The sequence below is a fragment of the Thioclava sp. F42-5 genome, from assembly GCF_002213195.1.
Classification (GTDB): Bacteria; Pseudomonadota; Alphaproteobacteria; order Rhodobacterales; family Rhodobacteraceae; genus Thioclava; species Thioclava nitratireducens.
This window is the reverse complement of record NZ_NBNZ01000002.1, coordinates 38,099-62,916: the sequence shown is the minus strand read 5'-3', so window position 1 is coordinate 62,916 and position 24,818 is coordinate 38,099. Positions and strand designations below refer to the sequence as shown.

Genomic DNA, 24,818 nt, shown 5'->3' with positions numbered 1-24,818 from the left:
CTTAGAGGAGGGCCGAAGCCCTCACTCCTCATCCTCCGCGTCCAGGAGTTCCATGTTGAGGCCGAGGCCCCGGACCTCTTTGACGAGAACGTTGAACGACTCCGGCACGCCGGCTTCGAAGTTGTCCTCACCTTTGACGATCGACTCGTAGACCTTCGTCCGGCCTGCCACGTCATCCGACTTCACCGTCAGCATCTCCTGCAGGGTGTAGGCGGCGCCGTAAGCTTCCAGAGCCCAGACCTCCATCTCCCCGAGACGCTGACCGCCGAACTGCGCCTTACCACCCAGCGGCTGCTGCGTGACGAGCGAGTACGGACCGGTCGAACGGGCGTGCATCTTGTCATCGACGAGGTGGTGAAGCTTCAGGAAGTACTTCACACCCACCGTGACCTGCCGCGCGAACTGCTCGCCGGTGCGGCCATCGAACACGATCGACTGACCGGATTCGTTGAAGCCCGCACGCTTGAGCGCGTCGTTGATGTCGGCCTCCTTGGCGCCGTCGAAGACCGGGGTCGCGATCGGAACGCCGGTGCGGACGGCTTCGGCGCTCTCGATGAACGCTTCGTCATCCATACCTTCGATGATCTCACCGTAGGTCTCGTCGCCATAGCCGATCTTCATCGCCTCGCGAACCGGGGTCAGGTCGCCGTTACGACGATAGGCTTTCAGCGCCTCGTCGATCTGGTTGCCCAGACCGCGCGAAGCCCAGCCCATGTGCGTCTCGAGAATCTGACCGACGTTCATGCGCGACGGCACGCCCAGCGGATTCAGCACGAGATCGACAGGGGTGCCATCGGCGAGGAACGGCATGTCTTCCATCGGAACGACTTTCGACACAACGCCCTTGTTGCCGTGACGGCCAGCCATCTTGTCGCCAGCCTGAAGCTTGCGCTTCACAGCCACGAAGACCTTGACCATCTTCATCACGCCCGGAGGCAGATCGTCGCCCTGACGGACCTTCTCGACCTTGTCCTCGAAGCGCAGGTCGAGCGCGCGCTTCTGCGCCTCGAACTGGTCGTTGAGGGCTTCGACTTCCTTGGCGTCGCCCTCGTCTTCGAGCGCGAGCTGCCACCACTGGCCCTTCGACAGGGTGCCCAGCAGTTCTTCGTCGATGGTCGAACCAGCCTTGACGCCTTTCGGCCCCTTCACGGCGGTCTTGCCGGTGATCAGGGTCTTGAGACGCGCGTAGATGTTGCGCTCGAGAATGGCGAGCTCGTCGTCCCGGTCACGGGCCAGACGCTCGACTTCCTCACGCTCGATCTGCAGCGCACGCTCGTCCTTGTCGACGCCGTGACGGTTGAAGACGCGGACTTCCACGATCGTGCCGTAAGCCCCCGGCGGCAGACGCAGCGAGGTGTCGCGCACGTCCGATGCCTTCTCGCCGAAGATGGCGCGGAGGAGTTTCTCTTCCGGCGTCATCGGGCTTTCGCCCTTCGGCGTGATCTTACCGACGAGAATGTCACCCGGCCCCACTTCGGCGCCGATATAGACGATACCGGCCTCGTCGAGGTTGCGCAGGGCTTCCTCGCCGACGTTCGGGATATCGCGGGTGATCTCTTCCGGGCCGAGCTTGGTATCGCGCGCCGCCACTTCGTATTCGTCGATATGGATCGAGGTGAACACGTCGTCGCGGTGGATCCGCTCGGAGATCAGGATCGAGTCTTCGTAGTTATAGCCGTTCCACGGCATGAAGGCGACGACCACGTTGCGACCGATAGCCAGTTCGCCCATGTCGGTCGACGGACCGTCAGCGACGATCTGCCCCTTCACCACCCGGTCGCCCACTTTCACGATCGGACGCTGGTTGATGGTCGAGGACTGGTTCGAACGCTTGAACTTGCGCAGACGATAGATGTCCACGCCCACATCGCCCGCTTCGAGATCGTCGGTCACGCGGATAACGATACGCTGCGCATCGACCTGGTCGATGATGCCGCCGCGGTTCGCCATGATCGCAGCGCCGGAGTCGCGTGCGACGGTCGCTTCCATGCCGGTGCCGACATAGGGAGCTTCCGAGCGCAGAAGCGGCACGGCCTGACGTTGCATGTTCGCACCCATCAGAGCGCGGTTGGCGTCGTCGTTTTCGAGGAACGGAATGAGCGCTGCACCGACCGAGACCAGCTGCTTCGGCGACACGTCGATCAGGTCCACCATTTCCGGCGGGTTGAGCGCGTATTCGCCCGACTGGCGGGTCGAGACGAGATCGTTGATGAACTTGCCGTTCTCATCGAGAGTCGCGTTCGCCTGCGCCACGGTGTGACGCATTTCCTCGGTCGCGGACATGTAGACCACCTCGTCGGTGACCTGACCGTCGGTGACCTTGCGGTACGGGGTTTCGATGAAGCCATACTTGTTCACGCGGGCGAAGGTGGCCAGCGAGTTGATCAGGCCGATGTTCTGCCCTTCCGGCGTCTCGATCGGACACATCCGACCGTAGTGGGTCGGGTGAACGTCGCGCACCTCGAAGCCGGCGCGCTCACGGGTCAGACCGCCCGGACCGAGCGCCGACAGACGACGCTTGTGCGTGACTTCCGACAGCGGGTTGGTTTGGTCCATGAACTGCGACAGCTGCGAGGAACCGAAGAATTCACGCACCGCGGCCGCGGCCGGTTTCGCGTTGATCAGATCCTGCGGCATGACCGTGTCGATCTCGACCGAGGACATACGCTCCTTGATGGCGCGCTCCATACGCAGCAGGCCGACGCGATACTGGTTTTCCATCAGTTCGCCGACCGAACGCACACGGCGGTTGCCGAGGTGGTCGATGTCGTCGATCTCGCCCTTGCCGTCGCGCAGCTCCACCAGGCCCTTGATGCAGGCGATGATGTCTTCGCGGCGCAGCGTGCGCTGGGTGTCCGGCGCATCGAGGTCGAGACGCATGTTCATCTTGACGCGGCCCACGGCCGAAAGGTCGTAGCGCTCGGAGTCGAAGAACAGGCTGTTGAACAGGGTTTCCGCGGCCTCGACGGTCGGCGGTTCGCCCGGACGCATGACGCGGTAGATATCCATGAGCGCGGTTTCGCGGTTCATGTTCTTGTCCGACGCCATGGTGTTGCGGATGTAGGGACCGACATTGACGTTATCGATGTCGAGCACCGGGATCTCGGTGATGCCGTTGTCGATCAGGGTCTTGATCGAACCGCCCGAGAGTTCCCCGTTCTTGTCGTATTCCGCCGTCAGCTCGTCGCCGGCTTCGATGTAGATGAAGCCGGTTTCCTCGTTGATGATATCCTTGGCGCAGAAACGGCCCATGATGTGATCGAACGGCACGAGCAGCTCGGGAACCGAGTTGTCGTCACGCCATTTCTTGACCATGCGCGGGGTCGCCTTGTCGCCCGCCTTCAGGATCACTTCGCCCGACGCCGCGTCGACGAGATCGAAGGTCGGACGGGTGCCGCGCACGCGGTCGGGGAAGAACTTGGTGACCCAGCCCGACTTGCCCTTCGCGGTGTAGGTGACGGTCTCGTAATAGGCATCCATGATGCCTTCCTGGTCGAGCCCCAGCGCATAAAGCAGCGTCGTCACCGGCAGTTTCCGGCGGCGGTCGATACGCGCGAACACGAGGTCCTTGGCGTCGAATTCGAAGTCCAGCCACGAGCCGCGATAGGGAATGATGCGGCAGGCGAACAGCAGCTTGCCCGAGGAGTGGGTCTTGCCGCGGTCATGGTCGAAGAAAACGCCCGGCGAGCGGTGCATCTGGCTCACGATGACCCGCTCGGTGCCGTTCACGATGAACGTACCGTTCTTGGTCATGAGGGGCATATCCCCCATGAATACGTCTTGTTCCTTGATGTCCTTGACCGAGCGCGCGCCTGTTTCCTCGTCCACATCGAACACGATGAGGCGCAGGGTCACCTTGAGCGGCGCCGAATAGGTCATGTCACGAGCCTGGCACTCGTCGACATCGTATTTTGGTTTTTCGAGCTCGTACTTCACGAACTCCAGGATGGCGTTGTCGTTGAAATCCTTGATCGGGAAGACCGACTGGAAAACGCCCTGGATACCCTCGCCATCGGTGGGCTGATCCACTTCGCCGGAGCGCAGGAACAGATCGTAGGAGGATTTCTGAACCTCGATGAGGTTCGGCATTTCGAGGACTTCGTGGATTTTGCCGTAATAGCGACGGATGCGTTTCTGACCAACGTAAGCTTGAGCCATGCTCTGCGTGACCTTTCGTCTCTTCGCGGCACATGCAATGTCGGGGCCCATTGCACGCCGCAAGGCGAATGAAGGGGGGGCGGTTCCATACCTGCCTTCCGTCCCACCGGAAGGCTCCCGAACCGCGAACACCGCCTTGGAGAGGGCTTCAGGGCGCCAAAGCCCTCTCCGAGACAGGTTCGGCTGGGCCCGGGAAAACCCCGGACCCAGCCCATTTTTCAGATCGGATGCGGACGCATCCGGCTCGCTTACTTGAGCTCGACTTTCGCGCCAGCGTCTTCGAGCTTTTTCTTGATCTCTTCGGCTTCCGCTTTCGCAGCGCCTTCCTTGACCTTGCCGCCAGCTTCAACGAGCTCTTTGGCTTCTTTCAGGCCCAGGCCGGTGATGCCACGGACTTCTTTGATCACGTTGATCTTCTGAGCGCCAGCTTCGACGAGAACGACGTCAAATTCGTCTTTCTCTTCAGCAGCTTCTTCGCCACCAGCAGCCGGACCAGCCATCATGACGGCGCCACCAGCAGCCGGCTCGATGCCGTATTCGTCTTTCAGGATGGTTTTCAGTTCCTGGGCTTCCAGGAGGGTCAGACCCACGATTTCTTCGGCGAGTTTTTTCAGATCAGCCATTTTTCAGTTCCTAGATTTGGGTTTCCAACGTCGCGGTTTCAAGCCGCTACGGGACAAGTCGATTGCTTACGCAGCCTTTTCCTCGATGGTGGAAAGGATGCTCGCGATGTTCGAAGCAGGCGCGCCAACGGCACCGGCGATGTTCGAAGCGGGTGCGCCGATCTGCGACACGATCTGAGCGATGAGCTCTTCACGCGACGGCATGTCAGCGACAGCTTTGACACCAGCGATGTCGAGTGCCGAGTCTCCCATTGCGCCGCCGAGGATCGAGAGCTTCTCGTTCTCTTTGGCATAGTTGACGACCACTTTCGCCGCAGCGACAGGGTCCTCGGAATAGGAAAGCACGGTCATGCCCGTCAGGTATTCAGCGATGCTTTCGCAGGGCTGACCTTCAAGGGCGATCTTGGCGAGCTTGTTCTTGGCAACACGAACCGAACCACCCGCTTCACGCATGCGTGCGCGGAGGTCCTGCATGTTAGCAACCGTCATGCCTTCGTAGTGAGCAACCACTACGACGCCAGAGCTTGCGAAGATCTGGCCGAGTTCCTCGACCACTTTCTCTTTTTGGGCTCTATCCACAGTTACACTCCAAGTATGGGGGTTTCCCCCCGGCTCTCATTGTCCCGGTTTCCCGGGGTCGGGTCCGAAGGGCCCGAGGCCAGATCGCCCGAGATCGGCCCGAAGGCCCAAACCCGGAATTGGTCTCGATCCCCATCTCAGGAAGGAAATTAAGCCGTCACCCTGCGGGATCTGGCACCCTCCGTCTCGGACAGGTCAGGGCGGAGACTTTAGGCCGCCGCCCCACCACCCACCGAGGTTTCCCCCGGTGGAATTCTCTTAGTTGCCGGTCGCCGACGTGATGTCGACTGCAACGCCCGGACCCATCGTCGAGCTCAGGGACACCTTCTTCATGTAGGTGCCCTTGGCGCCGGCGGGCTTGGCTTTGGTCACGGCATCCACGAAGGCGCGGATGTTTTCGGCCAGCTGCTCCTCCGAGAAGGAGACCTTGCCGATGCCGCCATGAATGACGCCGGCCTTTTCGACCTTGAACTGGACCTGGCCACCTTTCGCCGCTTCGACAGCCGCTTTCACGTCCATCGTCACGGTGCCGACCTTCGGGTTCGGCATCAGGTTGCGCGGGCCCAGGACCTTACCCAGACGGCCGACGATCGGCATCATGTCCGGGGTCGCGATGCAGCGATCGAATTCGATCGTGCCGCCCTGAATGGTTTCCATCAGGTCCTCGGCGCCGACGATATCGGCACCGGCTTCCTTGGCCTCATCCGCTTTCGCGCCACGAGCGAAGACAGCCACGCGGACGGTCTTGCCGGTGCCGTTCGGCAGAGCGACGACGCCACGAACCATCTGGTCGGCGTGACGGGGGTCAACACCGAGGTTCATCGCGATCTCGAGGGTCTCGTCGAATTTCGCGTTCGCGTTCGACTTGATCAGCGAAACGGCTTCCTCGACGGAGACGTTCGACTTGCCGGCGAAGGCTTCGCGGGCGGCTTTGGTGCGTTTACCGAGCTTTGCCATGACTTAGCCTTTCACCTCGATGCCGATCGACTTCGCGGAGCCGAGGATGATGTTCATCGCGCCTTCGATGTCGTTGGCGTTCAGGTCCTTCATCTTCGCTTCGGCGATCTCACGCACCTGTGCGGCGGTGATGGTCGCGGCGGTGACGCGGCCCGGAGCTTCCGAACCCTTCGGACGGTTACGCTTGCCGACCGGCTTGAGACCGGCCGCCTGCTTGATCATGAAGCTAGCCGTGGGCTGCTTGATCTCGAAGGTGAACGACTTGTCGGCGTAGTAGGTGATGATCGTCGGGATCTTCGCCTGCTTGTCCATTTCCTGCGTCTTGGCGTTGAACGCCTTGCAGAATTCCATGATGTTGATCCCGCGCTGACCCAGCGCCGGACCGACCGGCGGGGACGGGTTCGCGCCGCCTGCCGGAATTTGCAGCTTGAGCTGCCCAACAACTTTCTTGGCCATGTGGCCCTCTCCTTATCACTGTCACGCCCCTAGGGGGTCGCGAAGTTTAGTGGTTCGGTCCGGACCTCCCTGTCGCGCAGGGCCCCTCGCCTCCCACGGCTCCCACTCAGGCGGTTTTCTGCACCTGCGTGTATTCCAGCTCGACCGGGGTCGGCCGGCCGAAGATCGAGACGGTGACTTTCAGGCGGCTCGCCGCCTCGTCCACTTCCTCGACCATGCCCGAGAAGCCCTCGAAGGGCCCGTCGGTCACATTCACGTTCTCGCCGACCTCGAAGGTGATGAGACTGCGCGGTGCCGCCTGCTCACCCGATTCGTCGACACGGCTGAGGATGCGGTTCACTTCCGCATCGCCCATCGGCATCGGCCGACCCTGCGGCCCGAGGAACCCGGTGACCCGGTTCGTCGAGTTGATCAGGTGATAACCCTTGTCGGTCATCTCCATCCGCACCAGCACGTAGCCCGGCATGAAGCGACGTTCGGAGGTCACTTTCTTGCCGCGACGCACCTCGATCACTTCTTCGGTCGGCACCAGAACCTCTTCGATCTGGTCTTCCAGACCTTGATCGATCACGGCCTGACGGATTTGCTCGGCCACTTTCTTCTCGAAGTTCGAGAGAACGCTTACCGAATACCAACGCTTCGCCATGCCGATTCTTTGCCTCTTGCCACCGACGCCGGGGGCGCCGAAAATTCCTGTTATTTCACGGGATTACCCGCGTTTCCCAGAATAAAAAACAGCGCGCACCACGCGAATCGATGCACGCCGCCTCTGGGAAAGTCCCGCCCCTTTACCGCCGGAGCCCTGTGATTTCAAGAGCGTAAGGCTGGAGCGCGATCACTTCCTCGCCGCAACTGCGAATTAGGTCTGGCGGCGAGCGCCCGGGGGCCTATCAGCTCCCGATCACCTGCGTCACGCCGAGACGGATCACCCAGTCCACCAGCGAGAAGAAGATTGCCGTCAGTGCCGCCATCGCCAGCACCATGCCGGTCGTCAGCAGAACTTCGCGGCGGCTCGGCCAAGCCACCTTGCCCGCTTCCGAGCGCACCTGCTGGAGAAACTGGAGTGGGTTTGCCATCGTCGTCGTTCCTTACGCGCCCAATGCGGCGCCCTTGAGCCGAAAAAACCGCGCCGCATTCGGCGCAACTGCCGCCAGATACTTGCTCCCCTCGCGGATTTCAAGGCTGTTGCGCCTTCCTGCCCCCGCGCAAGCGTCATGCGCGGGCTGCAAGGCGGCTTTGAGGACGGAAATTTGCTCGTCCCGCGTGGAAGTCGATGTCCGCAAACGCACGCAGTCGCAGTTTCACAGGAGCCTTCAATGCCCGCCATCCTCAACCGCTACGCCACGCCGCTCATCACCGGTCTTTTTCTCGTATCGCTGGTCTCGGGAATCGCCCTTTTCTTCCATTGGGGCAGCGCGTGGTTTCACGGGATGCATGAATGGCTCTCGATGGTTTTGATCGTGCCTTTCGGACTGCACATCTGGAAGAACTGGCGACCGATGAGCTGCTACCTGAAGCGCGCACCCATGGCGCTGGCGCTTGCCCTCTCCCTCGTCGCGGCACTCGCCTTCGCGCTTCCCTCCGTCATCGGGCCGGAGAACGGCGCGCGCCGGGGTCCGCCGCAATTCGCGATCGCCCAAGCGCTGTTCGACGCACCGCTGTCCGAGGCCGCCCCGGTGCTTGGAATGTCGGGAACGGATGCCGCCGCCAAACTGGGCGCCACCGTGACGCAAAGCCTGACTGAGATCGCCACGGCGCAGGACAGCTCCGCCGCGGCGCTGGCCGAACAATTGATGGTGCAGCCGTAATGACGCCGGCCGCGTCACCCGCCAATTTCCGGGCGGCGCGGAGTGTTGCGATTATCGCCGGCGATGGACAGGGGCTTATCCATCAAAAATTGACTTTTCTCAAAGACAATTTTGGCATGTCGACTTTCGCCCCGCCCCCGTCCGCCGTCTCGTTCCTCCACCGCCTGCGCGGCTATCGCGGCGCGCTCGAGCGGCTCGAGAACGGAAGGGTAATCGGTTGGCTCGCTAAGACAGGCAACAGCGCCTCGCTCGATATCGAGATCCACTGTAACGCCGGGCGGCTCGGGTCGGGGCGCGCGGCAATGTCTCGCGCCGATCTTGTGCAGGCAGGCATCGGCGCGGGCAACCACGGCTTCGCGCTCCCTCTCTCGCCGGCGATGAAGGACGCCGCAGGCGGTGCGATCAGCCTGCACCTTCCCGGCGGTGGCCCGATCGCCACGCTGCGCTTCGACCCCGAAGCGGCACCGTGTCCGAAAGAGAGAGACGCTCTGCGGCGCCATATGCTTGGCCCGATCGTCACGCTACGCACCGCCGGGACAGAGCGGCCCCGCACTCCCCATCTGAGCGCGCAGCACCCGCTTTTCACCTCGCGCGCGGGGGAAGAGGCGCTGCCCGCACCGCTCTTTTCCTACATCGACTACGCGCGCCATCGTGCGGGGATGGCGAAGCAGCTTCCTCTTGATGGCAGCGACAGGGCGGTATCGAACATTCTCCGCTGGTATCTTGTGAGCCACGCCGCGCAGGACCCGGCACAGCAAATCCCGCTGAGTCGCGCCGCGATCGACTGGCTCAATACGGAGATCCATCCCGGCGGCCCGAGCCGAGCGATGCATATCCTCGGCAAGACCGGGGACGATCGCGACACCACGACCGCATGGGCACTTCGCGGGGCCCCGTCGCTCGGCATCGCCGATTGCCTCCTCCCCAACAGCCTGATCGAGTCTTTGTCCCAGTCGGAAACCCCCGGCCCCTGGCCGATGACCCGCGGCCTTCTGGCCCTGCGCGAGATCATCCCGCCGCTCGCGCAGTTTTCGCCGGAAATCGAGCGCCACCGCCGGATGCTGCATGTGCTCGCGATGATCCTCGCGGTCGAGCGGCCCGAGATCCTGCTGTTCCTGCGTCGAAGTGAAACGAAGATGCTTCTCGAAGGCGGTCGCCTCTCGGATGTCTGCGCGCGGCTGCATCCCGGCCCGCCGATCACCCGCGCGCACTATGCAGCGGCGCTGCGCGAGAATGGGTTCGACCTCGACAGCATGGCGTTCCTGCGCGCACCCGACGGCCATCGTCTCGCGGCTGCCACCCGCTCTGCCCCGAAGGGCGCCCCGGTCGATGTTCAAGTCCTTGGCCCCTTCGCGAAAGCCTCCGGACTGGGCCAATCGACGCGGCTCTCGCATGACATTTTGTCCCGCTGCGACGTCACGCTCAACGCGGTGGAAAGCGCGCGCGACAATCCGACGCCGGCGCAAGGCGGAGCCAAGACCGCCGTATCCCGCCCCGCGCGGATCAACCTCCTGCACCTGAATGCAGACGCGATCCCCCCGGCCTTCTCCTTCGACGCCGACTGTTATTCCGACGCCTACAATATCGCCTATATGCATTGGGAATTGAACCGCGCCCCTACCTGCCATCGCCTCGCCCTCGATCTGATCGACGAGGTCTGGGTGCCCTCGGAATATTGCGCCGAGATTTACCGCAACGCGACTGATAAGCCGGTGGTGAATGTCGGGATGTGCTATCGTGAACCGCCCGCCATCGACCGGGGCCACGCGCGCAGCGCCCTGCGCCGACGCAACGATTGGCCCGAGCAATGCTTCGTCTGCCTCGCCAGTTTCGACAGTTTCTCGTTCATACAACGGAAGAACCCGCTCGGCACGATCCACGCCTTCCGCGCGGCCTTTGCCGAGGATGCGGAGGTGCGCCTACTGATCAAGACGCAGAATCGCGGCCGTATCTGCGATCCGGCGCAAGCCATGCTTTGGTCCGAAATCGAGCGACTCCTGGCGGCGGAACCGCGCATCTCTTTGCTCGACGAGACGCTCGATCACGCGGAAGTGCTGGAGCTGATGACCGGTGCGGACCTCTACGTGTCGCTGCATCGCTCCGAGGGCTGGGGGTTCGGTATGCTCGAGGCGATGGTGCTTGGCGTGCCGGTCCTATGCACGGGTTATTCCGGCAATCTGGAATTCTGCAACGAAGAGACCGCGTGGCTTGTGCCTGCGACCGAAGTCGAAGTCGCGCCGCAGGACTATCTCTATGTCGAACCGGGGATGCGCTGGGGCGAGCCCGATCACGCCGCCGCGGTCGCCCAGTTACAAGCGGCGCGCAGCCACCCGGATACGCGCAAGAAAAAGGCGGCGCAGGCCGAAGCCTTCGTGCGCCGCCATTTCTCCGCCGATGCGATCGCCGCGCGCTACAGTGACCGCCTGTCCGAGATTTTCATCCGACTCGACGGGGCGCACAAACCGCTCGCTCGCCCCGCCGAGTAAGCGTCACACCCAGCGCCCGATCGCGGTGACGCACAGATCGCAACTCTCACCGCTGAGGAAACTCGCGCCATTCGCGGCATAGACCACGGCGCGCGCGCCCGAACTCGTGACGGCCTCGACTCCCGCGAAGGAGAGCGCACCCGCACTAATGGCACTGCCCGCCGCGAGGCTGTCCGCATCGAGCGCGACACTCAGACAGGGCGCCTGCGCGAATTGCGCCGGATAAGCCCAGTCCTCCTTGAGCGCCCAATCCGCGACGTAACTAAGGCTCAGCTGCGCCGAACAAATCTGCGTGCCATCGGCAAAGCGGATGTAATCGCCCGAGGCGGTGCTGCCCTGCTCGATCACGGCACCCGCCGATACGCCGCCGACCTGCGCGACCGTGCCGACGACGCCGCTGCCTGTCAGCGCTCCGTCGATCACCGCGCCTTGCGACATCGTCGCCCGCCCGGTGGCCGCGTCGATGCGCAGACCCTCGAACCATGTCGCGCCATCCGCACTCGCCTTGATCGCGAAGTCGTCGCTGTCCGCCAGTCCCATTTCGGCCCGGCCAGACCAGTTCGACTGGAACAGCAGGCTCGCCGTCTCCGCCGCCGCTGCCTTGTTCAGCTTGAGCTGATGACCCGCCCCGGCATGGCTCAGCAGCGTAGCCTCGGCGGCAACCGAAAACCGGTTCACCGCATCATAGCCAGTCATGATCCCGACACCGTCGAGTTGGCTCAACTCCGGCAAAGGCGGCACGTCCCAGGCGCCTGCTGCGAAGACCAGTTCTACCGCCTCATCCAGCACGAAAGCGCGCCAGCCCGCACGCGGGCTCAGAAATTGCCAAGCCCCGGTCGAGAAGATCGCAAGCGCGCCGTCGTGCCCCGCCCATGCGCCCAGCGCACCGGCTGGCACGAGATACCTCGCCCCCTCGGATGGACCGGTCGGAGGTTCGCTTACACTGCGCGAAATCACCGCAAGCTGCACAAGCGTATCGAGCCGTTGCAGCGCCTCGTTATGGGTGACGTGTTTCTGGGTCTGGCTGCCAAGGATGAGCGGCAGCGCGAGATTGGCGGTCTGATCGGGCATCGGGATTTCCTGCGATGGTTGCGATGGGACCGACGATAGGAATCTGGCGTTAACTGTATCTGAGAGCGGCGCACGGTGCTTGCCTGTCCCCACCCCTCCCCCTAGGGTCGACGCGATTGCAACGGCGCGACAATCGAGGACTTATGGCACCGAAATTTGGCACCAGCGGGCTGCGCGGCCTTGTCACCGAACTGACCGACGCGCTGGTCACCGATTACACCCGCGCGTTCCTGTCTGCCTGCCCGCAGGGCAGAGCCGTCCATGTGGGCTGGGACTTGCGCCCTTCCTCCCCAGCGATCGCCGAGACCGTCATCGCCGCAATCCGCGACGCCGGTCTCACCGCGATCCGCGAGGGCGCGCTCCCTACCCCCGCGCTCGCGCTCGCATCGATGGGGGCGGGCAACGCCGCGATCATGGTCACCGGCAGCCACATCCCCGCCGATCGCAACGGGCTGAAATTCTACGTCCCGCATGGCGAGATCGCGAAAGAGGACGAGGCCGCCATCCTCGACCGGCTCGGTCAGGACCATCCCGTGACCGAGAAGTGCGGCTCCGAAATCCCCGGGGCAGATACCGCGGCGCACTACATCGCCCGCTATGTCGACGCCTTCGGCTCGGAGGCTCTCGAGGGCCTGCGCATCGGCGTCTATCAACACAGCTCCGTCGCTCGCGACATCCTGGTCACCGCGATCGAGGCGATGGGCGCGACCGCTGTTCCGCTCGCCCGATCGGACGAGTTCATCCCCGTCGACACCGAGGCGGTCGCCCCCGAGACTCGCGAAACATTGCAAGGCTGGTGCACCGAGCAACGGCTGGATGCGGTGATCTCGACCGATGGCGATGCCGACCGCCCGATGTTGACCGACGAGACCGGCACGCTGATCCCCGGCGACGTGCTGGGGGCGCTGACCGCGCGGCTTCTCGGGGCGAAAATCCTCTGCACCCCGGTCTCCGCCAATACGATGGTCGACGCGATGCCAGAATTTGACAGCATTCATCGCACTAAGATCGGATCGCCCTTCGTGATCGCCGCGATGGGGGCCGCGCGCGCTGCCGATCCAGCCGCGAAGGTCGTAGGCTATGAGCCCAATGGCGGCTTCCTTCTGGGCTTCACCGCAACGGGCCCTGTCGGGCAGATCGCGCCGCTCGCAACGCGCGATTGTCTGCTACCGATCGTCGCTCCGCTGGTCGCAGCGAAAAAGGCCGGCACCGCCTTCAGCGGACTTGTCGCCCAGCTGCCCGCCCGCTTCACCGCAGCCGACCGGGTCGCCGAAGTCTCGACCGACCGCTCGCGCGCCTTCATTGATCGCCTCGCGGCCGATCCCGTCGCACGGAGGGAATTCTTCAGCGATTTCGACCCGGCCGAGCGGATCGACCAGACCGACGGTCTGCGCCTAACCTTCCCCTCGGGCGAGATCGTCCATCTGCGGCCCTCTGGCAACGCTCCTGAATGCCGCTGCTACGCCGAAGCCGCGACGCCCGAGCGCGCAGAGAGCCTTGTCGCAAGCTACCTCGCCGCACTACGAACGGAACTCACCTAGCCCGAGAGGTCGAACATCCCGTCGGAGAACAGGCCGAGATCGGTGTCGATGAATTCGACCGTGACGCCCTGATCCGAGAACGTCACGCCGGAGCCGGTCTCGATCATATGGTGGCGGGCCTCTGCGGCAGAGCTGTAGTTGAACCCCTCGAAGCTCAGCTCATCCCAGGGTTCGATATCGATGATGACGTGATGCCCGTCTTCATCAGCGCGGAACACGAACTGATCCGCCATCACGCCACCCTGGAGCAGGTTGTACCCCTCGCCGCCATCGAGTTGATCCTCGAAGCCGAAAGAACGGAACCAATCGATCTGCGACTGCGCCGTCTGGGTTATCATCTCGGGGCTTTGCGCGAAGGCGGCGACGACCTTCTCGCGAGTGTAGCCCCCGCTGTCGAGTTGATCGACCCACCATGTCAGCCCTTCGCTATCCGGCGCCCGCCCAAAGACATTCTGATAGAGCAGCGAGACGAAACCGGCATCGTCGAGACTGCCGTAAGTTGCGGTAAATTCCGGCGAGTTGACGAAGCCCGAGACCACGTCGAGAAACTCCATTCCGTCGGCCTGCATCTCGCTCCAATACATCATCCCGCCGAGATTCGGCTCGCGCCCGAGCGTCGCCTGATACAGGCGAAACACGTCGTCGGTGAAATCCGTCTGAGTGCTGGCCTGGCTCAGGAGAAGCGTATCGATTTCCGTCGCCTTCCGAAATTCCGGGCTTTCCGAAAATCCCAAGACAACCTCCTCCCGGCTTCGTTCCCCCCGATCGAGCTGGTCGAGCCAATAGCTCAGCCCCCCGCTATCGGGGTTTCGATCCAGCACGTTCTGGTACAGTAGCGTCAGAAACTCCGCGTCGCTCGTCTGCGCGTAGTTCGACTGGAATTCCGGCGAGTTGATGAATCGGTCCGCGACTTCCTGCAGATCGATCGCGCCACTCGACAGAAGGTCCGTCCAATAGTGCAGACCATTTCCATCGGGCGCCCGGTCAAGCGTCGCCTGATAGACCCGGAACACCTGTGCCGCGAACGGATCGTAGCTGCGATCGATCCGTCCGCCATTTAGCAGGTCATCCCCGCCCATGCCTTGCAGGATATCCGCCCCGTCATTGCCGACCAGCAGATCGTCCCCGCCGCGCCCATCTATGATATCGCCCTGCGCTGTACCTTCTTTGTGGATATCGCCGACCTCGAGCGGGTTGATCGCGGAATGCCACAGATCGCGCAGCTCCGAGGTTTCGAAATCCGCGGCGCTCAGGCTTGAGCCATTCGCGGTATTCACGATCACACGTTCGTCGCCGATCCGAATATCCGCCCCCGTCGCGGTCGGGGTAATGTCCAAAGCCTCCTTGGTGTAGAACCAGGCCATGCTCGAGAGGTCGAGCCGATCGATGCCGGGCTCGTAATCCATGATGAAATCCGTGCGCCCATCCGCATCGAGCACGAAGACGTCCCCCCCTTCGCCCCCCCAAAGCGTATCCACACCGCCGCCGTCTTGCACGATGTCCGCCCCTGCCCCACCGTGGATTTCGTCATCGCCTGCGCCGCCGGAAATCTGATCGTTTCCCGCCCCACCTTTCACGGTATCGCCGCCATCGCCAAGCTTCAGCGCCAGACCGGCAGGGCCCAACTCTACCTTGATATGGCTGATCCCCATCCCCTGATCGCTCGCGCTCGCTGACACGTCGCCCGCCACGAAAATATCGAGCCCGGTCGCATCCGCGATCATCGCCGCCGCCGCCGGATCGGTCAGCGCGGTTTCGATCTCGTCCGCCAAGGTCCCGATCTGGACCAGTTTGCCGCCGGGCAGCAGCGTAAGCAGGCTGACCCCGTCATCGGCGCCTCCGGCCAGCACATAGACCTGATCGCCCATCGTCACGGTTTCGAGCGTCGTCACGCCCTCGAACCGCGTGCCGAGGTCGTCATTGATCTGATCGGTGACCTCCATCCGCCCGCCCGGACCAAGCGCCACGACAGAGATCGAGCTTGTGCCCGCCGCTCCCAGAAGCGCATAAGCCTGACCGCCCACATGGACCGTCTCGATCGAATTAGGGGTGTTGATGAAGAGGCCGTCGCGCGCATCGATCTGACTGGCGATCTTCAGCTGTCCCTGCGTATCGAGCGCGAGCGTGGTCAGCGAATTATCCGTAGCCGAGGCGGCCAGAACGTATTGCGCCCCGTCGATCTCGACCGTGCCGAGAGTATGGACATCATTCGCTGACCAAGTGGCGCCCGCAGTGCCCTGCGCGATCTCTGTCATCCGGCCTCCGGCACCCATCTGCCAGACATGCAGCCCGCTCCCATGCGCCAGGGCGCCGACGAAAAAGCTCTGCGCGTCGAGTTGCAGCGGCGCGATCGCAAGCACCGCACCCGGCGCAACCGCCCCCGGCAGCGTAAACACATCGCTGATTCCACCGTCATTCTGGTTTAGCCAGACCGCTTGAAACGCGCCCGATGCCGAACCGGTCGCCATCAAGGCAGGACTGCCGTCGATCGAGATCTCGGTCAGCGTCCCGGCTGCATCCAGTCCCGCACTTTCGCTCAGATAAGCCAGATCGCTCGAATTCAGCTGCGCGCTCAGCGGAAGCTGCGCGATGCCGCCCGGCGCATTGGAAATCGAGTAAAGCGTTGGCCCCGTCTCACCCTGCACGAGAAGCAGGTCGGTGATCGACGTCATGAAATTTTCCGCACCATTCGTTACGGTCGCGACCGGCGTCAATTGAGGCATAGCCACCCCTGCTTTCAACGTTCTCACTGTCTCAAGCATGAGGCGCGGCTGGGCTCAGAGCGCGGAGGGAAAGCGGCCCGAAAATGGTTTTTTCTCAATATTTTAATAGAATTCAACGGCTGACATCGCCCAACTCAAAGCATATTGCGTTCGTGGCAGGCAATCGCGGCATTGAGATCGTCGAAAAACTCAAGCCGTCCACGCTCGAGCACCGCGCCGCAATCGCAAATCTCGCGCAACTGGTTCATCGAGTGGCTGACCACAATCGCTCCGGCTTCTTTCAGCCGGTCGCGAAACAGGGCTGCGCTCTTCTTGCGAAACGCCGCATCGCCGACCGCCGTGATCTCGTCGACGAGATAGGTGTCAAAACTGATCGCCATCGACGCCGCAAAGGCCAATCGCGCGCGCATCCCGGAAGAATAGCTGCGCAGCGGCATTCGGAAATGCAGCCCGAGCTCTGCAGTCTCCTCCACGAAGGCCACCATCTCATCCGTATCCACCCCGTAGATCCTCGCGATGAAGCGGCAATTCTGCGCGCCTGTCAGGTCATTGTGAAACGACCCTGCGAAGCCGACAGGAAAGGAGACGCTGCCCCGCGTGATCACCCGGCCCCGATCGGGCCGTGCGGTCCCCGCTATCATTTGCAGAAGCGTTGATTTCCCCGCCCCGTTGCGCCCCAGCAGTGCGACGGATCGCCCGCTGGGAAAGCTCGCGCAGATATCGAGCGCCACGATTTTCTCGCCACCGGGAACGCGGAAGCTCTTGCCGAGATTTTGCAGCCGGATCATCGCCGTTACCGACGGTCCCGGATCGCATAGCCCGCCAGCACGCCAATCGCCCAAAGCAAAATCAAGCTGCCCGCGATCAGCGCAAGAAGCGTTTCGCGGCGTGGATATTCGGCGCTCTCAGCGAGGGTCGGCGCCATGAATGTCGCGAGAAAACGGCTCTTGCGGCGCGCCTCGGCCTCCGCCGCCTCAAAGCTCGCACGCGTTGCCGCATAGGCACGCTCTGCGAATTCGCGCTCCGTCATGAGCCGCTCGAATTCGCCCACGATGCTTGCATAGGCTTCGTCCTTCGTGCCGCCCTCGATGCCAAGCTTGCGCCGTTCCGCCACGATCCGTTTCTCGATCACCGCCAGCCGCCGCTCGGCCTGCTTCAACCGCGGATCCGTACCGCTGCGCACGGTGCCGCGTAGTAGATCGCTCTCGATCATCACATGCGCCTGCTGCTCGAGCAGCGATCCCAGAACCCCAGCTTGGCTTTGCAAATCCATCTCCGGGCTGATCAGTTGATGGCGATTGCGGAAGGTGGTGAGTGCCATGCGCGCCGCCTTCAGTCGCCCCTCCGCGCGCCGCAACTCGCCGCGCGCATGGCGGATCGCGTCTTCGCGCGCCGCGTTGCTGAGCCGATTAATCATCGTCGAGCTGCGGGCCATCAAGGTCTGCGCGATCCGCTGCGCTGAGACCGGGTCGAAAGCCCGCACCTCGATGTCGAGCAGCCCGGCACCCGCGCCGTGCCGCACATGGACCATGCGCCGCCAATGGGCGACAAGATCCTCCAGATTGGCGTCGGTCGACAGCCCGAACACCGGATCTGATCGCTTGCGCGACCAAATCGCTCTCAGATCGAGCGCATCGTCGATCTCGGCGACAAGGCTGGGGCTTTGAATAAACTCATACAGAATATCCGTATCGTCCGAAGACGCCCCCGACAGGCTGGATAGCCCGCCGAAAATATCGAATGCCGGGCCGGCCTCCTTGCGCTGAACCGTAAAGCCGACGCGGGAGACGAACTGATCTGCAGCCTGCGCGTAAAGAAAACAGGCAGCGGCCAGAACCGGCGCGACCACCAGCGCCACGAAGCTCAACCCCACCGCATGATGGCGCCGCCGCCAACGCGCCTTGCGGGCAGGGGGGGCGTAAGCGCTCGGCACTGGTCGTAGCGGCTGGGAGACTTCGTGCAACCCCGCCCCCGTCGCGAGAACGGGCGCGGCCCGCGCAGGCTCGTTAACCGCGTGTTTCACAATTGGCTCCACTATTGATCGCATCGGATCCCAGCGAACACGATCCGAATTGAAAACCGGTAAACGAGGCTCGAAATGTTTTTCTCACATGCGCCCAGTCCCCCGAACCGGTCCTTCCCGGCTCTTCGTGCGATCGGCGCGCTCATCTTGCGCGAGATGTCCGCCAGCTACGGCCGCTCGCCGGGGGGCTATCTCTGGGCTCTCCTCGAGCCGGTCGGCGGCATCGCCTTGCTCACTCTTTTCTTTTCGTTGACCTTCCATGCTCCGCCGCTCGGAGCCAGTTTCGAGCTTTTCTATGCGACAGGGCTACTGCCCTTCATGCTGTTTTCGGAGGTCCAATCGAAAGTCGCCAACGCGCTCACCTACTCGCGCGCCCTTCTGGCCTATCCAACGGTGAGCTTTCTCGATGCACTCATCGCGCGACTCGTTTTGAATGCACTCACGAAACTCATCGTCTCTTACCTAGTTCTTCAGGGCTGCCTGCTGATCTTCGACTCCCGCGCGAGCCCTGATCCGCTGCGGATATTCGAGGCGGCGAGTCTTGCCGTGCTGTTGTCCTTCGGCATCGGAACGCTCAACTGTTTTCTCTTCCTGCGTATCCCTGTCTGGCAGCAGATATGGTCGATCCTGATGCGACCTATGTTCCTGATATCCGGTGTGTTTTTCCTCACCGATCACCTGCCGACGTGGGCCGCAGACGTCCTGTGGTTCAACCCGCTCGTACATGTCATCGGCTATCTGAGGCACGGGTTCTTCCCGACCTACGAGCCCGATCATCTTTCCGCGCCTTGGGTCATCGGCGTATCACTCGTAGCGCTGGCCATCGGCCTTCTGGCGCTCAGGACGCGTTACCGGGATCTCCTCGCAAGGTGAGCGTTGCGGACCGGCGCGAAGGCGCACCGAACAGCGCGGCGCGCCACCGACCACAACGGTCCTTGTGCAGAAGGGTATCGAGACGCTTTGCGATCAACCGATCGAGTTCTCCAAGCGTTGCGTCCGCTGGCCCTGACCCAGAGAGGAGCCGCCCCGCAAAGACGCGCAATTCGTCGAGATCGTCTAGCTGTGCAGGACCTTTCTCTATTTCGGGATGATAGGGATAGGGTGAAGCCCAGAACGGATCGTCGCATATGGCCTCCGCCTGGTTAGCGGGTAACACGCGCTCGAGCTTTTGGCGCTGGGTCTGCGCGATCTCCTGCAGCATCTCCACATGATGCGGCGCGATTGCCCACCCGCGGCGAAGCATAGGCCCCGCCGCCAAACGCCTCTGCAACAGGAACTCGATTTCGGCGCGATGGGTATCTGGGCGGAAGCGCCGATTGCGCAGTAGGAAACCAATCTGCGCCGCGCTGCCAGTTCTGTGACGCTGCCGGGACGGCTGGCTCGATGTTTGAAAGAGAGCATCGGTGCAAGCGACCGCGTCATGCCCTGCTGGGGCGACCTGCAAGCGAACATTGGGAATACGCACCCAAGCCGCGAGATCGGCACCGAAGCTATAAGGACACCGCCAGGCGCGCAGCCAATCGTCAAAGCAGGGACGGCTCCAGACGCCCCACTGCCAGAACGCCGCATTCATCCATGTCAAAGGCGGCCGCAGGAAGGCCAACACGGTGACGGGCGGATGGCCAAGGTCGGCGAGCAGCGACGCAAAAATTTCGGGGCGCCGAATCCATCCCTCATTAGAGAAAAACGGGATGTAGCCGCCTCTGTGGGCGCGCGCCATTTCTCTCTGGAGGAAAGCGGCGAAGGGTCTTGCCCCGACCTCGCGACCCGGATCTGGCATCGAGACATATCCGTAAGGAGAAAGCGCCGCGGCATGTGACACGGCCCTGCCGCGCAGCGGCATCACCAATCCCCTGACCTTCGCCGCGCCGATATAGCGCACGCGATGTCCGGTGCGTGACGCCCTGTCCGGGTGTACGCTCCATGCCGATTGAAGGGCCGAACTGCCGCATTTCGGAGCGCCGACGTGGAAGACGGCAAGACTGTCCTCGAATGTCACGCCACCCACCTTTCGCAGTCGGGCTGTCCGAGCAGGCGACCCATGTCGACATCCGATGGATACCGTGGCAGTGGCAAAACGCATCCCTGTCTGCCCGCAGCCCTGACCGCCTCAGCCTGTGCGCCTAGATCGAAACAGGTCACCGGCAGGCCGGTGCCGAGGGCCTCGTGCGTCGTGAACGAAAAGGTCTCCGGCCAGAGCGACGGGATCAACCACCGATCGATTCCGTGATGCGCAACCAGTATCGGCAAGTCAGACCGCTCGAACGGCCCATGGATGTGGTTCGGCGCGTCGAGATGAAACCGCGGATCGAGAGTCCCCAGTAGCACGAGCCGCGCGCGCCCGTCAGCGATGCACGCATCGCCTACGGCTTCCACGACCGAGGCTCCCTTGTGCAGGCCGATATGGCCAAGCACGCCAATAACGGGCTGCGCAGATCTGTCAGCATTCGAGGAGGTGCCGGAGTTCGCCAGTTGCCTGTGATGCGGATAGGTCAGACGTGCAGGTCGCCTCCTGTCATGCGGCTTGCAGTCGATCTTATCCGCAAGGTCGGGGCGAACCGACGCAACGATGCTAGCGGAACTGCGCGAGAAAACTCGCAAGCACGTCGCGGCGGTCATTGCCGCACCCCATGCATCTTCCCATTCCGATCGGTCGCCGCTTGAATGCACGCGAGGCGGCTTTCGGAATCCGGGGCGCAGATCGATACGCGCCGGGATGTCGCGCAGACTGGGCCCCTCTTCCAGGAGGGTGTATGCCTCACTGAGAGGGAAATAGTCGTGGAAAAGAATGTCGAGTTGGTGTCCCCGAGACAGATCGACTAACAGCTCTGGGATTTCGAGCGGCGTCGAATGACCGACGCCGCAGGAATAGATTACGTGGCGTTCTGGAAGGACCTGCAGCAGAGAAAGGATCGCTGCCCGATCCGCTGTCTCTGTGATGCATGGGCCGAGCGGGTCGTGAAGCTCGATGGACCAGCGAGCCGTACCGCCGACACGCAGAACGACGCCGCGCCGCCCGGCGCGAAGCTCCGCGGCGATTTCCTCACGCAGCCGAATCTCTGCGCCGCCACCAAGGGAATGCCCGAGCCAGATTTTGAGCGGCGCGGCCTGCAATGCGCCCGCACGCGCCAAGGCAAGCACAAAACGAGGAGCTGCGAGCGGGTCGCGGCCAAGAAACCGATCGACCGCGCGCGGATAGCTCGGATAGCGCCGCTCGATCTTCGCGTGATTGCGTTCCACCAGTTTCTGGCGCGCCGACGGACCGAAGGAGGCACTGCCCCGATGCTCGACGAAAAGCGAGCTTATCCCGACATGGCGCCCCCCGAGCCGCCGTACCCTTTGGCACCAATCCGTCTCCTCTCCGTAGCCGCGCCCGAACCCCGGATCGAAGCACGGGAGTTGGGAAAGAAAGCGGGGTGCGAGCGCCATGCAAAAACCGATCCCGGTGGGCAGATCGGCGCGCGCTTGCGAAGGTTCCAACTTCGCGGCGACGGCATCGATCTGATCGACGGCCCCGGGCGGCAGATCGCTCCGCGTACCAGGCAACGGCACCGACAATATCTGCGCGTCATTCGACATTGGCGTCACGCTTGCCACCTCAGGGTCGGTGAGCGGCTCCACAAGCCGCGACGCCCAGCCCGCAGGCACGAAGACATCCGAATTCAGCAAGACCACGGGACGGTCTGGGAAGCGATTCAGGACCTCCTCATACCCGCGATTGACGGAGGCGACGAAGCCCAGATTCGCTGCATTTTCCAGAAGCGTCACGTTGGCTTTGGCCTTACACCAATCGCGCAAAAACGGCCGCATCTCGGGATCGGTCGAGCGATCTTCGACCACGATCATGTGCCAATCGAGATCCGTATGCCGAACGATGCGATCGAGCGTCTCGCGCAGCAGATTCCGCGCGTTGAAAACTGGCAAGACAATCACGATCGCGGGGGAAGCCGGCGGTTCGTCAGGCGGTCCGGTGCGCAACAAGTCGGACGGTAGAAGCGCACCTCGCGATTGCGCCACAAACCCCAGTGCCGACTTCACCCTCATCCCCGCGGAACTGTCGCCGCGGCTTCGCCATCGCCAGATGTCGCCGGCATGAGAGGCGAGCCGCCAAAGAAATATCGGCGCAATACGCAGCTGCCCGAAAGTGAGACGAAGGCGTCCGATCGGCGGCAAGGTCCAGCTTTCGTTTCCTTGCCCTTCAGCTCCTTTACCGGGAATGGCCAGTTCTACCCGAGCGGGCCAAAACGGCAGATCGAAGGCGAATTTCGCCACCCCTGAAGCGTCGGGTTCAAGGGCGCATCGTTGCGTCACGCTGTCCAACCGCAAGACCAGCTCCGGAGCGGCGATTCGCCCCTCCAGCCGAAGACGGTTTCCGCTATACTCATATCGCGTGACATGCAGGCCCCAAGCTTCCGCGCGCGCGCCTAAACCGCCCACAGTCCGAGAGATTCGGAGATTCGCGTCGGCATATCGATGAAAGACCCGGAAAATTCTGCCCAGCACAACGATTCCTCGCGATAGCGTCCGAAATCGGCGTCAGGTGACGCCATCTTTCGGAACGTTACGCGAACGAACGTAAATTTTCAGGAAACGGCTGGCAGGGGCAGAGGGACTCGAACCCGCGACCCTCGGTTTTGGAGACCGATGCTCTACCAACTGAGCTATACCCCTAGGCCGTGGCGTGGGTGCTAAAGTCTCGCGCGACCGAAATCAAGTACCTTTCCATCGATCTCTCGCATTTCCCCGCCGAAGAAATCGCCGTGGAACGCAAGCCGAGCACAGATCGTTTTTCCTCCGAACCCGCGCAAGCTGCGCCTCTGGAAAGGAAAGCATATGCCAAAGATTACCGAAGCCCGCATTCTGATCATGGCCACCGATGGTTTCGAGCAGGCCGAATTGACCGTTCCGCGCGACAAGCTGATCGAAGCAGGCGCGCAGATCGACATCGCCTCGCTCGACGGCGAAGATATCTGCGGTTGGGACGAAACCGACTGGGGCGAAACCGTTTCGGTGCAGCGCAAGATCTCCGATGTCGATGCGTCAAATTACGATGCGATCGTTCTACCCGGCGGTCAGATCAACCCCGACCTTCTTCGTGTCGAGAAAAGCGCGCTGGACCTGCTGCGCAATTTCTATGACCAGGGGAAGGTTGTAGCCGCGGTTTGCCACGCACCTTGGCTTCTGATCGAAACCGGGATCGCCAAGGGGCGCAAGATGACCTCGTATCACTCGGTGCGCACCGATGTCGAAAACGCCGGTGGCGAATGGGTCAACGAATCCGTGGTTTCCGACAATGGCGTCGTCACCTCGCGCAACCCGAAGGATCTCGACGATTTCGTCGCAAAGATCATCGAGGAGGTGCAGGAAGGTCGCCACATGCGCGACGCCGCCTGATCGCGTGAATTACCGCTTCCTGCGCTTCGAATAGAGGCGCAGGAGGCCCATGACCATCAACTGCACGGCGACGATCACCACGCAGACGATCACCAGATAATTGAACGCATTGTCGGAATTCAGCCCCGGCATCCCGCCGATGTTGACCCCGAAGAGGCCGGTAAGAAACCCGAGCGGCAGGAAGATCGTGGAGACCACCGACAGCACGAAGGTGTTGCGGTTCACCCGATCCGACAGCTGGCTCGAGAGTTCCTCGCGGAGCACCTGCGCCTGATCGCGCAGCTCGTCCATATCTTCCGAAATCCGCGTCATCTTCAACGCTTCTTCCTCGATCTCGCGCCGCGTGACCTCGTCGATGATCGGGCTCTCCGCCTGCGTCAGACGGATCAGGGCTTCGCGTTGCGGCGCGAGGTAACGCCGCGCCGCGATCACCTGCAGCCGCAGGTCGAGAACGTCGCGGCGCATGTGATCGGCGTGCCCGCCATAGACCTGATCCTCTAGCGTTTCGGCCCGTTCGTCCAATTCGCTCTGGAACACTCCGATATTGCCGACGATATCCTCGGTGAGTTGCACGAGGAAGCTGCCCGCGTCGCTGGGCCCTTGGCCGTCGCGGATCGCCGTGTTCATGTGCTCGATCGCGCGCACGCGCTTGCGCGAGATCGTCAGGATGCGCTGCCGGTCGAGATACATCCGCAGCGAGACCATATCCTCGGGGTCTTCGCCCTCGTTGAAGTTGATCGCGCGCAGGATCACCAGAAGCCCCTCGCCGATCTGGCTCATGCGCGGGCGCGTATCGACATCTAGCAACGCCTCCACCGCCTGCGGGTCGAGGTAATCCAGCTCCTCGCGAATCCAGCGCTGCGCCTGCGGGTGCGTCCCGTCCAGATGCGCCCAGGCGAGCCGTTCGTCCCGTAGCGCCTCGACGATATCGGCAGGCCCGTCAGGATCGGGCGCGCCCGAGAGGATATGCGAGAAGAGGATCGGGCTGTTGGTCATCCG

19 protein-coding genes and 1 tRNA gene are annotated in these 24,818 nt (G+C 62.8%); 5 read left to right on the top strand and 15 right to left on the bottom strand.

Annotated elements, in window-relative coordinates; all coding sequences use genetic code 11:
• Positions 1-21: 21 nt before the first annotated feature.
• The 7 genes from rpoB to secE all read right to left on the bottom strand — a co-directional run bounded on the left by rpoB (position 22) and on the right by secE (position 7,849).
• On the bottom strand, positions 22-4,158 hold the full coding sequence (rpoB, locus tag B6V74_RS05495) for a DNA-directed RNA polymerase subunit beta (RefSeq protein ID WP_075773830.1): 4,137 nt from the start codon (positions 4,156-4,158) through the stop codon (positions 22-24).
• A gap of 248 nt (positions 4,159-4,406) precedes the next feature.
• Positions 4,407-4,781 (bottom strand): 50S ribosomal protein L7/L12, encoded by a 375-nt coding sequence (gene rplL / locus B6V74_RS05490; protein ID WP_075773829.1) that lies wholly within the window; start codon positions 4,779-4,781, stop codon positions 4,407-4,409.
• 66 nt (positions 4,782-4,847) lie between these two features.
• Positions 4,848-5,360: a 50S ribosomal protein L10 gene (rplJ, locus tag B6V74_RS05485; RefSeq protein ID WP_075773828.1), complete on the bottom strand. Its 513-nt coding sequence runs from the start codon at positions 5,358-5,360 to the stop codon at positions 4,848-4,850.
• A 258-nt stretch (positions 5,361-5,618) separates the two neighbouring features.
• Positions 5,619-6,317: a 50S ribosomal protein L1 gene (gene rplA, locus B6V74_RS05480; protein ID WP_075773827.1), complete on the bottom strand. Its 699-nt coding sequence runs from the start codon at positions 6,315-6,317 to the stop codon at positions 5,619-5,621.
• A 3-nt stretch (positions 6,318-6,320) separates the two neighbouring features.
• Positions 6,321-6,773, bottom strand: a complete 453-nt coding sequence (gene rplK / locus B6V74_RS05475; RefSeq protein ID WP_075773826.1) for a 50S ribosomal protein L11 — start codon at positions 6,771-6,773, stop codon at positions 6,321-6,323.
• 106 nt (positions 6,774-6,879) lie between these two features.
• Positions 6,880-7,419 carry a transcription termination/antitermination protein NusG gene (nusG, locus tag B6V74_RS05470; protein ID WP_075773825.1) on the bottom strand — a complete coding sequence of 180 codons (540 nt, stop codon included), beginning with the start codon at positions 7,417-7,419 and terminating at the stop codon, positions 6,880-6,882.
• Positions 7,420-7,663: 244 nt separating this feature from the next.
• Positions 7,664-7,849 carry a preprotein translocase subunit SecE gene (gene secE, locus B6V74_RS05465; RefSeq protein ID WP_075773824.1) on the bottom strand — a complete coding sequence of 62 codons (186 nt, stop codon included), beginning with the start codon at positions 7,847-7,849 and terminating at the stop codon, positions 7,664-7,666.
• 240 nt (positions 7,850-8,089) lie between these two features.
• Between secE and B6V74_RS05460 the strand changes: the two genes are divergently transcribed.
• Entirely contained in the window at positions 8,090-8,581 is a 492-nt protein-coding gene (locus B6V74_RS05460) for a DUF4405 domain-containing protein (protein ID WP_088722238.1), read from the top strand.
• A 116-nt stretch (positions 8,582-8,697) separates the two neighbouring features.
• Complete coding sequence (locus B6V74_RS05455) at positions 8,698-11,067, top strand: glycosyltransferase (protein ID WP_168184186.1); 2,370 nt, start codon at positions 8,698-8,700, stop codon at positions 11,065-11,067.
• A gap of 3 nt (positions 11,068-11,070) precedes the next feature.
• Here the strand turns inward: B6V74_RS05455 and B6V74_RS05450 are convergent, their stop codons facing one another.
• Positions 11,071-12,138 (bottom strand): DUF2793 domain-containing protein, encoded by a 1,068-nt coding sequence (locus B6V74_RS05450; RefSeq protein WP_088722236.1) that lies wholly within the window; start codon positions 12,136-12,138, stop codon positions 11,071-11,073.
• A gap of 143 nt (positions 12,139-12,281) precedes the next feature.
• Here B6V74_RS05450 and B6V74_RS05445 point away from each other — a divergent pair, with 143 nt between their 5' ends.
• Positions 12,282-13,679, top strand: coding sequence for a phosphomannomutase (locus B6V74_RS05445; RefSeq protein ID WP_088722235.1), 1,398 nt, complete (start codon positions 12,282-12,284; stop codon positions 13,677-13,679).
• On the opposite strand, the gene B6V74_RS05440 is transcribed toward B6V74_RS05445, so the two are convergent.
• The 3 genes from B6V74_RS05440 to B6V74_RS05430 all read right to left on the bottom strand — a co-directional run bounded on the left by B6V74_RS05440 (position 13,676) and on the right by B6V74_RS05430 (position 18,425).
• The gene (locus B6V74_RS05440) at positions 13,676-16,351 is read right to left on the bottom strand and encodes a DUF4214 domain-containing protein (RefSeq protein ID WP_168184185.1); all 2,676 of its coding nucleotides are present in this window, start codon (positions 16,349-16,351) and stop codon (positions 13,676-13,678) included. The two genes, B6V74_RS05445 and B6V74_RS05440, sit on opposite strands and share 4 nt — an antisense overlap.
• 185 nt (positions 16,352-16,536) lie before the next feature.
• Positions 16,537-17,190 (bottom strand): ABC transporter ATP-binding protein, encoded by a 654-nt coding sequence (locus tag B6V74_RS05435; protein WP_088722233.1) that lies wholly within the window; start codon positions 17,188-17,190, stop codon positions 16,537-16,539.
• 5 nt (positions 17,191-17,195) lie between these two features.
• Positions 17,196-18,425, bottom strand: a complete 1,230-nt coding sequence (locus tag B6V74_RS05430; RefSeq protein WP_146694521.1) for a hypothetical protein — start codon at positions 18,423-18,425, stop codon at positions 17,196-17,198.
• Positions 18,426-18,500: 75 nt separating this feature from the next.
• Between B6V74_RS05430 and B6V74_RS05425 the strand changes: the two genes are divergently transcribed.
• A complete protein-coding gene (locus B6V74_RS05425) occupies positions 18,501-19,298 on the top strand; it encodes an ABC transporter permease (RefSeq protein WP_088722231.1) in 798 nt (265 codons plus the stop codon).
• Here B6V74_RS05425 and B6V74_RS05420 read toward each other — a convergent pair.
• From B6V74_RS05420 to B6V74_RS05410, 3 genes are all read right to left on the bottom strand, one after another.
• A complete protein-coding gene (locus tag B6V74_RS05420) occupies positions 19,264-20,424 on the bottom strand; it encodes a hypothetical protein (RefSeq protein WP_146694520.1) in 1,161 nt (386 codons plus the stop codon). The genes B6V74_RS05425 and B6V74_RS05420 overlap by 35 nt on opposite strands.
• A complete protein-coding gene (locus tag B6V74_RS05415; RefSeq protein WP_146694519.1) occupies positions 20,421-22,751 on the bottom strand; it encodes a glycosyltransferase in 2,331 nt (776 codons plus the stop codon). Before B6V74_RS05415 ends, B6V74_RS05420 begins: the two co-directional genes overlap by 4 nt.
• 269 nt (positions 22,752-23,020) lie before the next feature.
• Positions 23,021-23,096: transfer RNA gene (locus B6V74_RS05410), tRNA-Trp, on the bottom strand.
• A 162-nt stretch (positions 23,097-23,258) separates the two neighbouring features.
• Here B6V74_RS05410 and B6V74_RS05405 point away from each other — a divergent pair.
• A complete protein-coding gene (locus B6V74_RS05405; RefSeq protein WP_088719454.1) occupies positions 23,259-23,819 on the top strand; it encodes a type 1 glutamine amidotransferase domain-containing protein in 561 nt (186 codons plus the stop codon).
• A gap of 9 nt (positions 23,820-23,828) precedes the next feature.
• On the opposite strand, the gene B6V74_RS05400 is transcribed toward B6V74_RS05405, so the two are convergent.
• Positions 23,829-24,815, bottom strand: coding sequence for a zinc transporter ZntB (locus B6V74_RS05400; protein WP_088722228.1), 987 nt, complete (start codon positions 24,813-24,815; stop codon positions 23,829-23,831).
• Positions 24,816-24,818 lie beyond the last annotated feature (3 nt).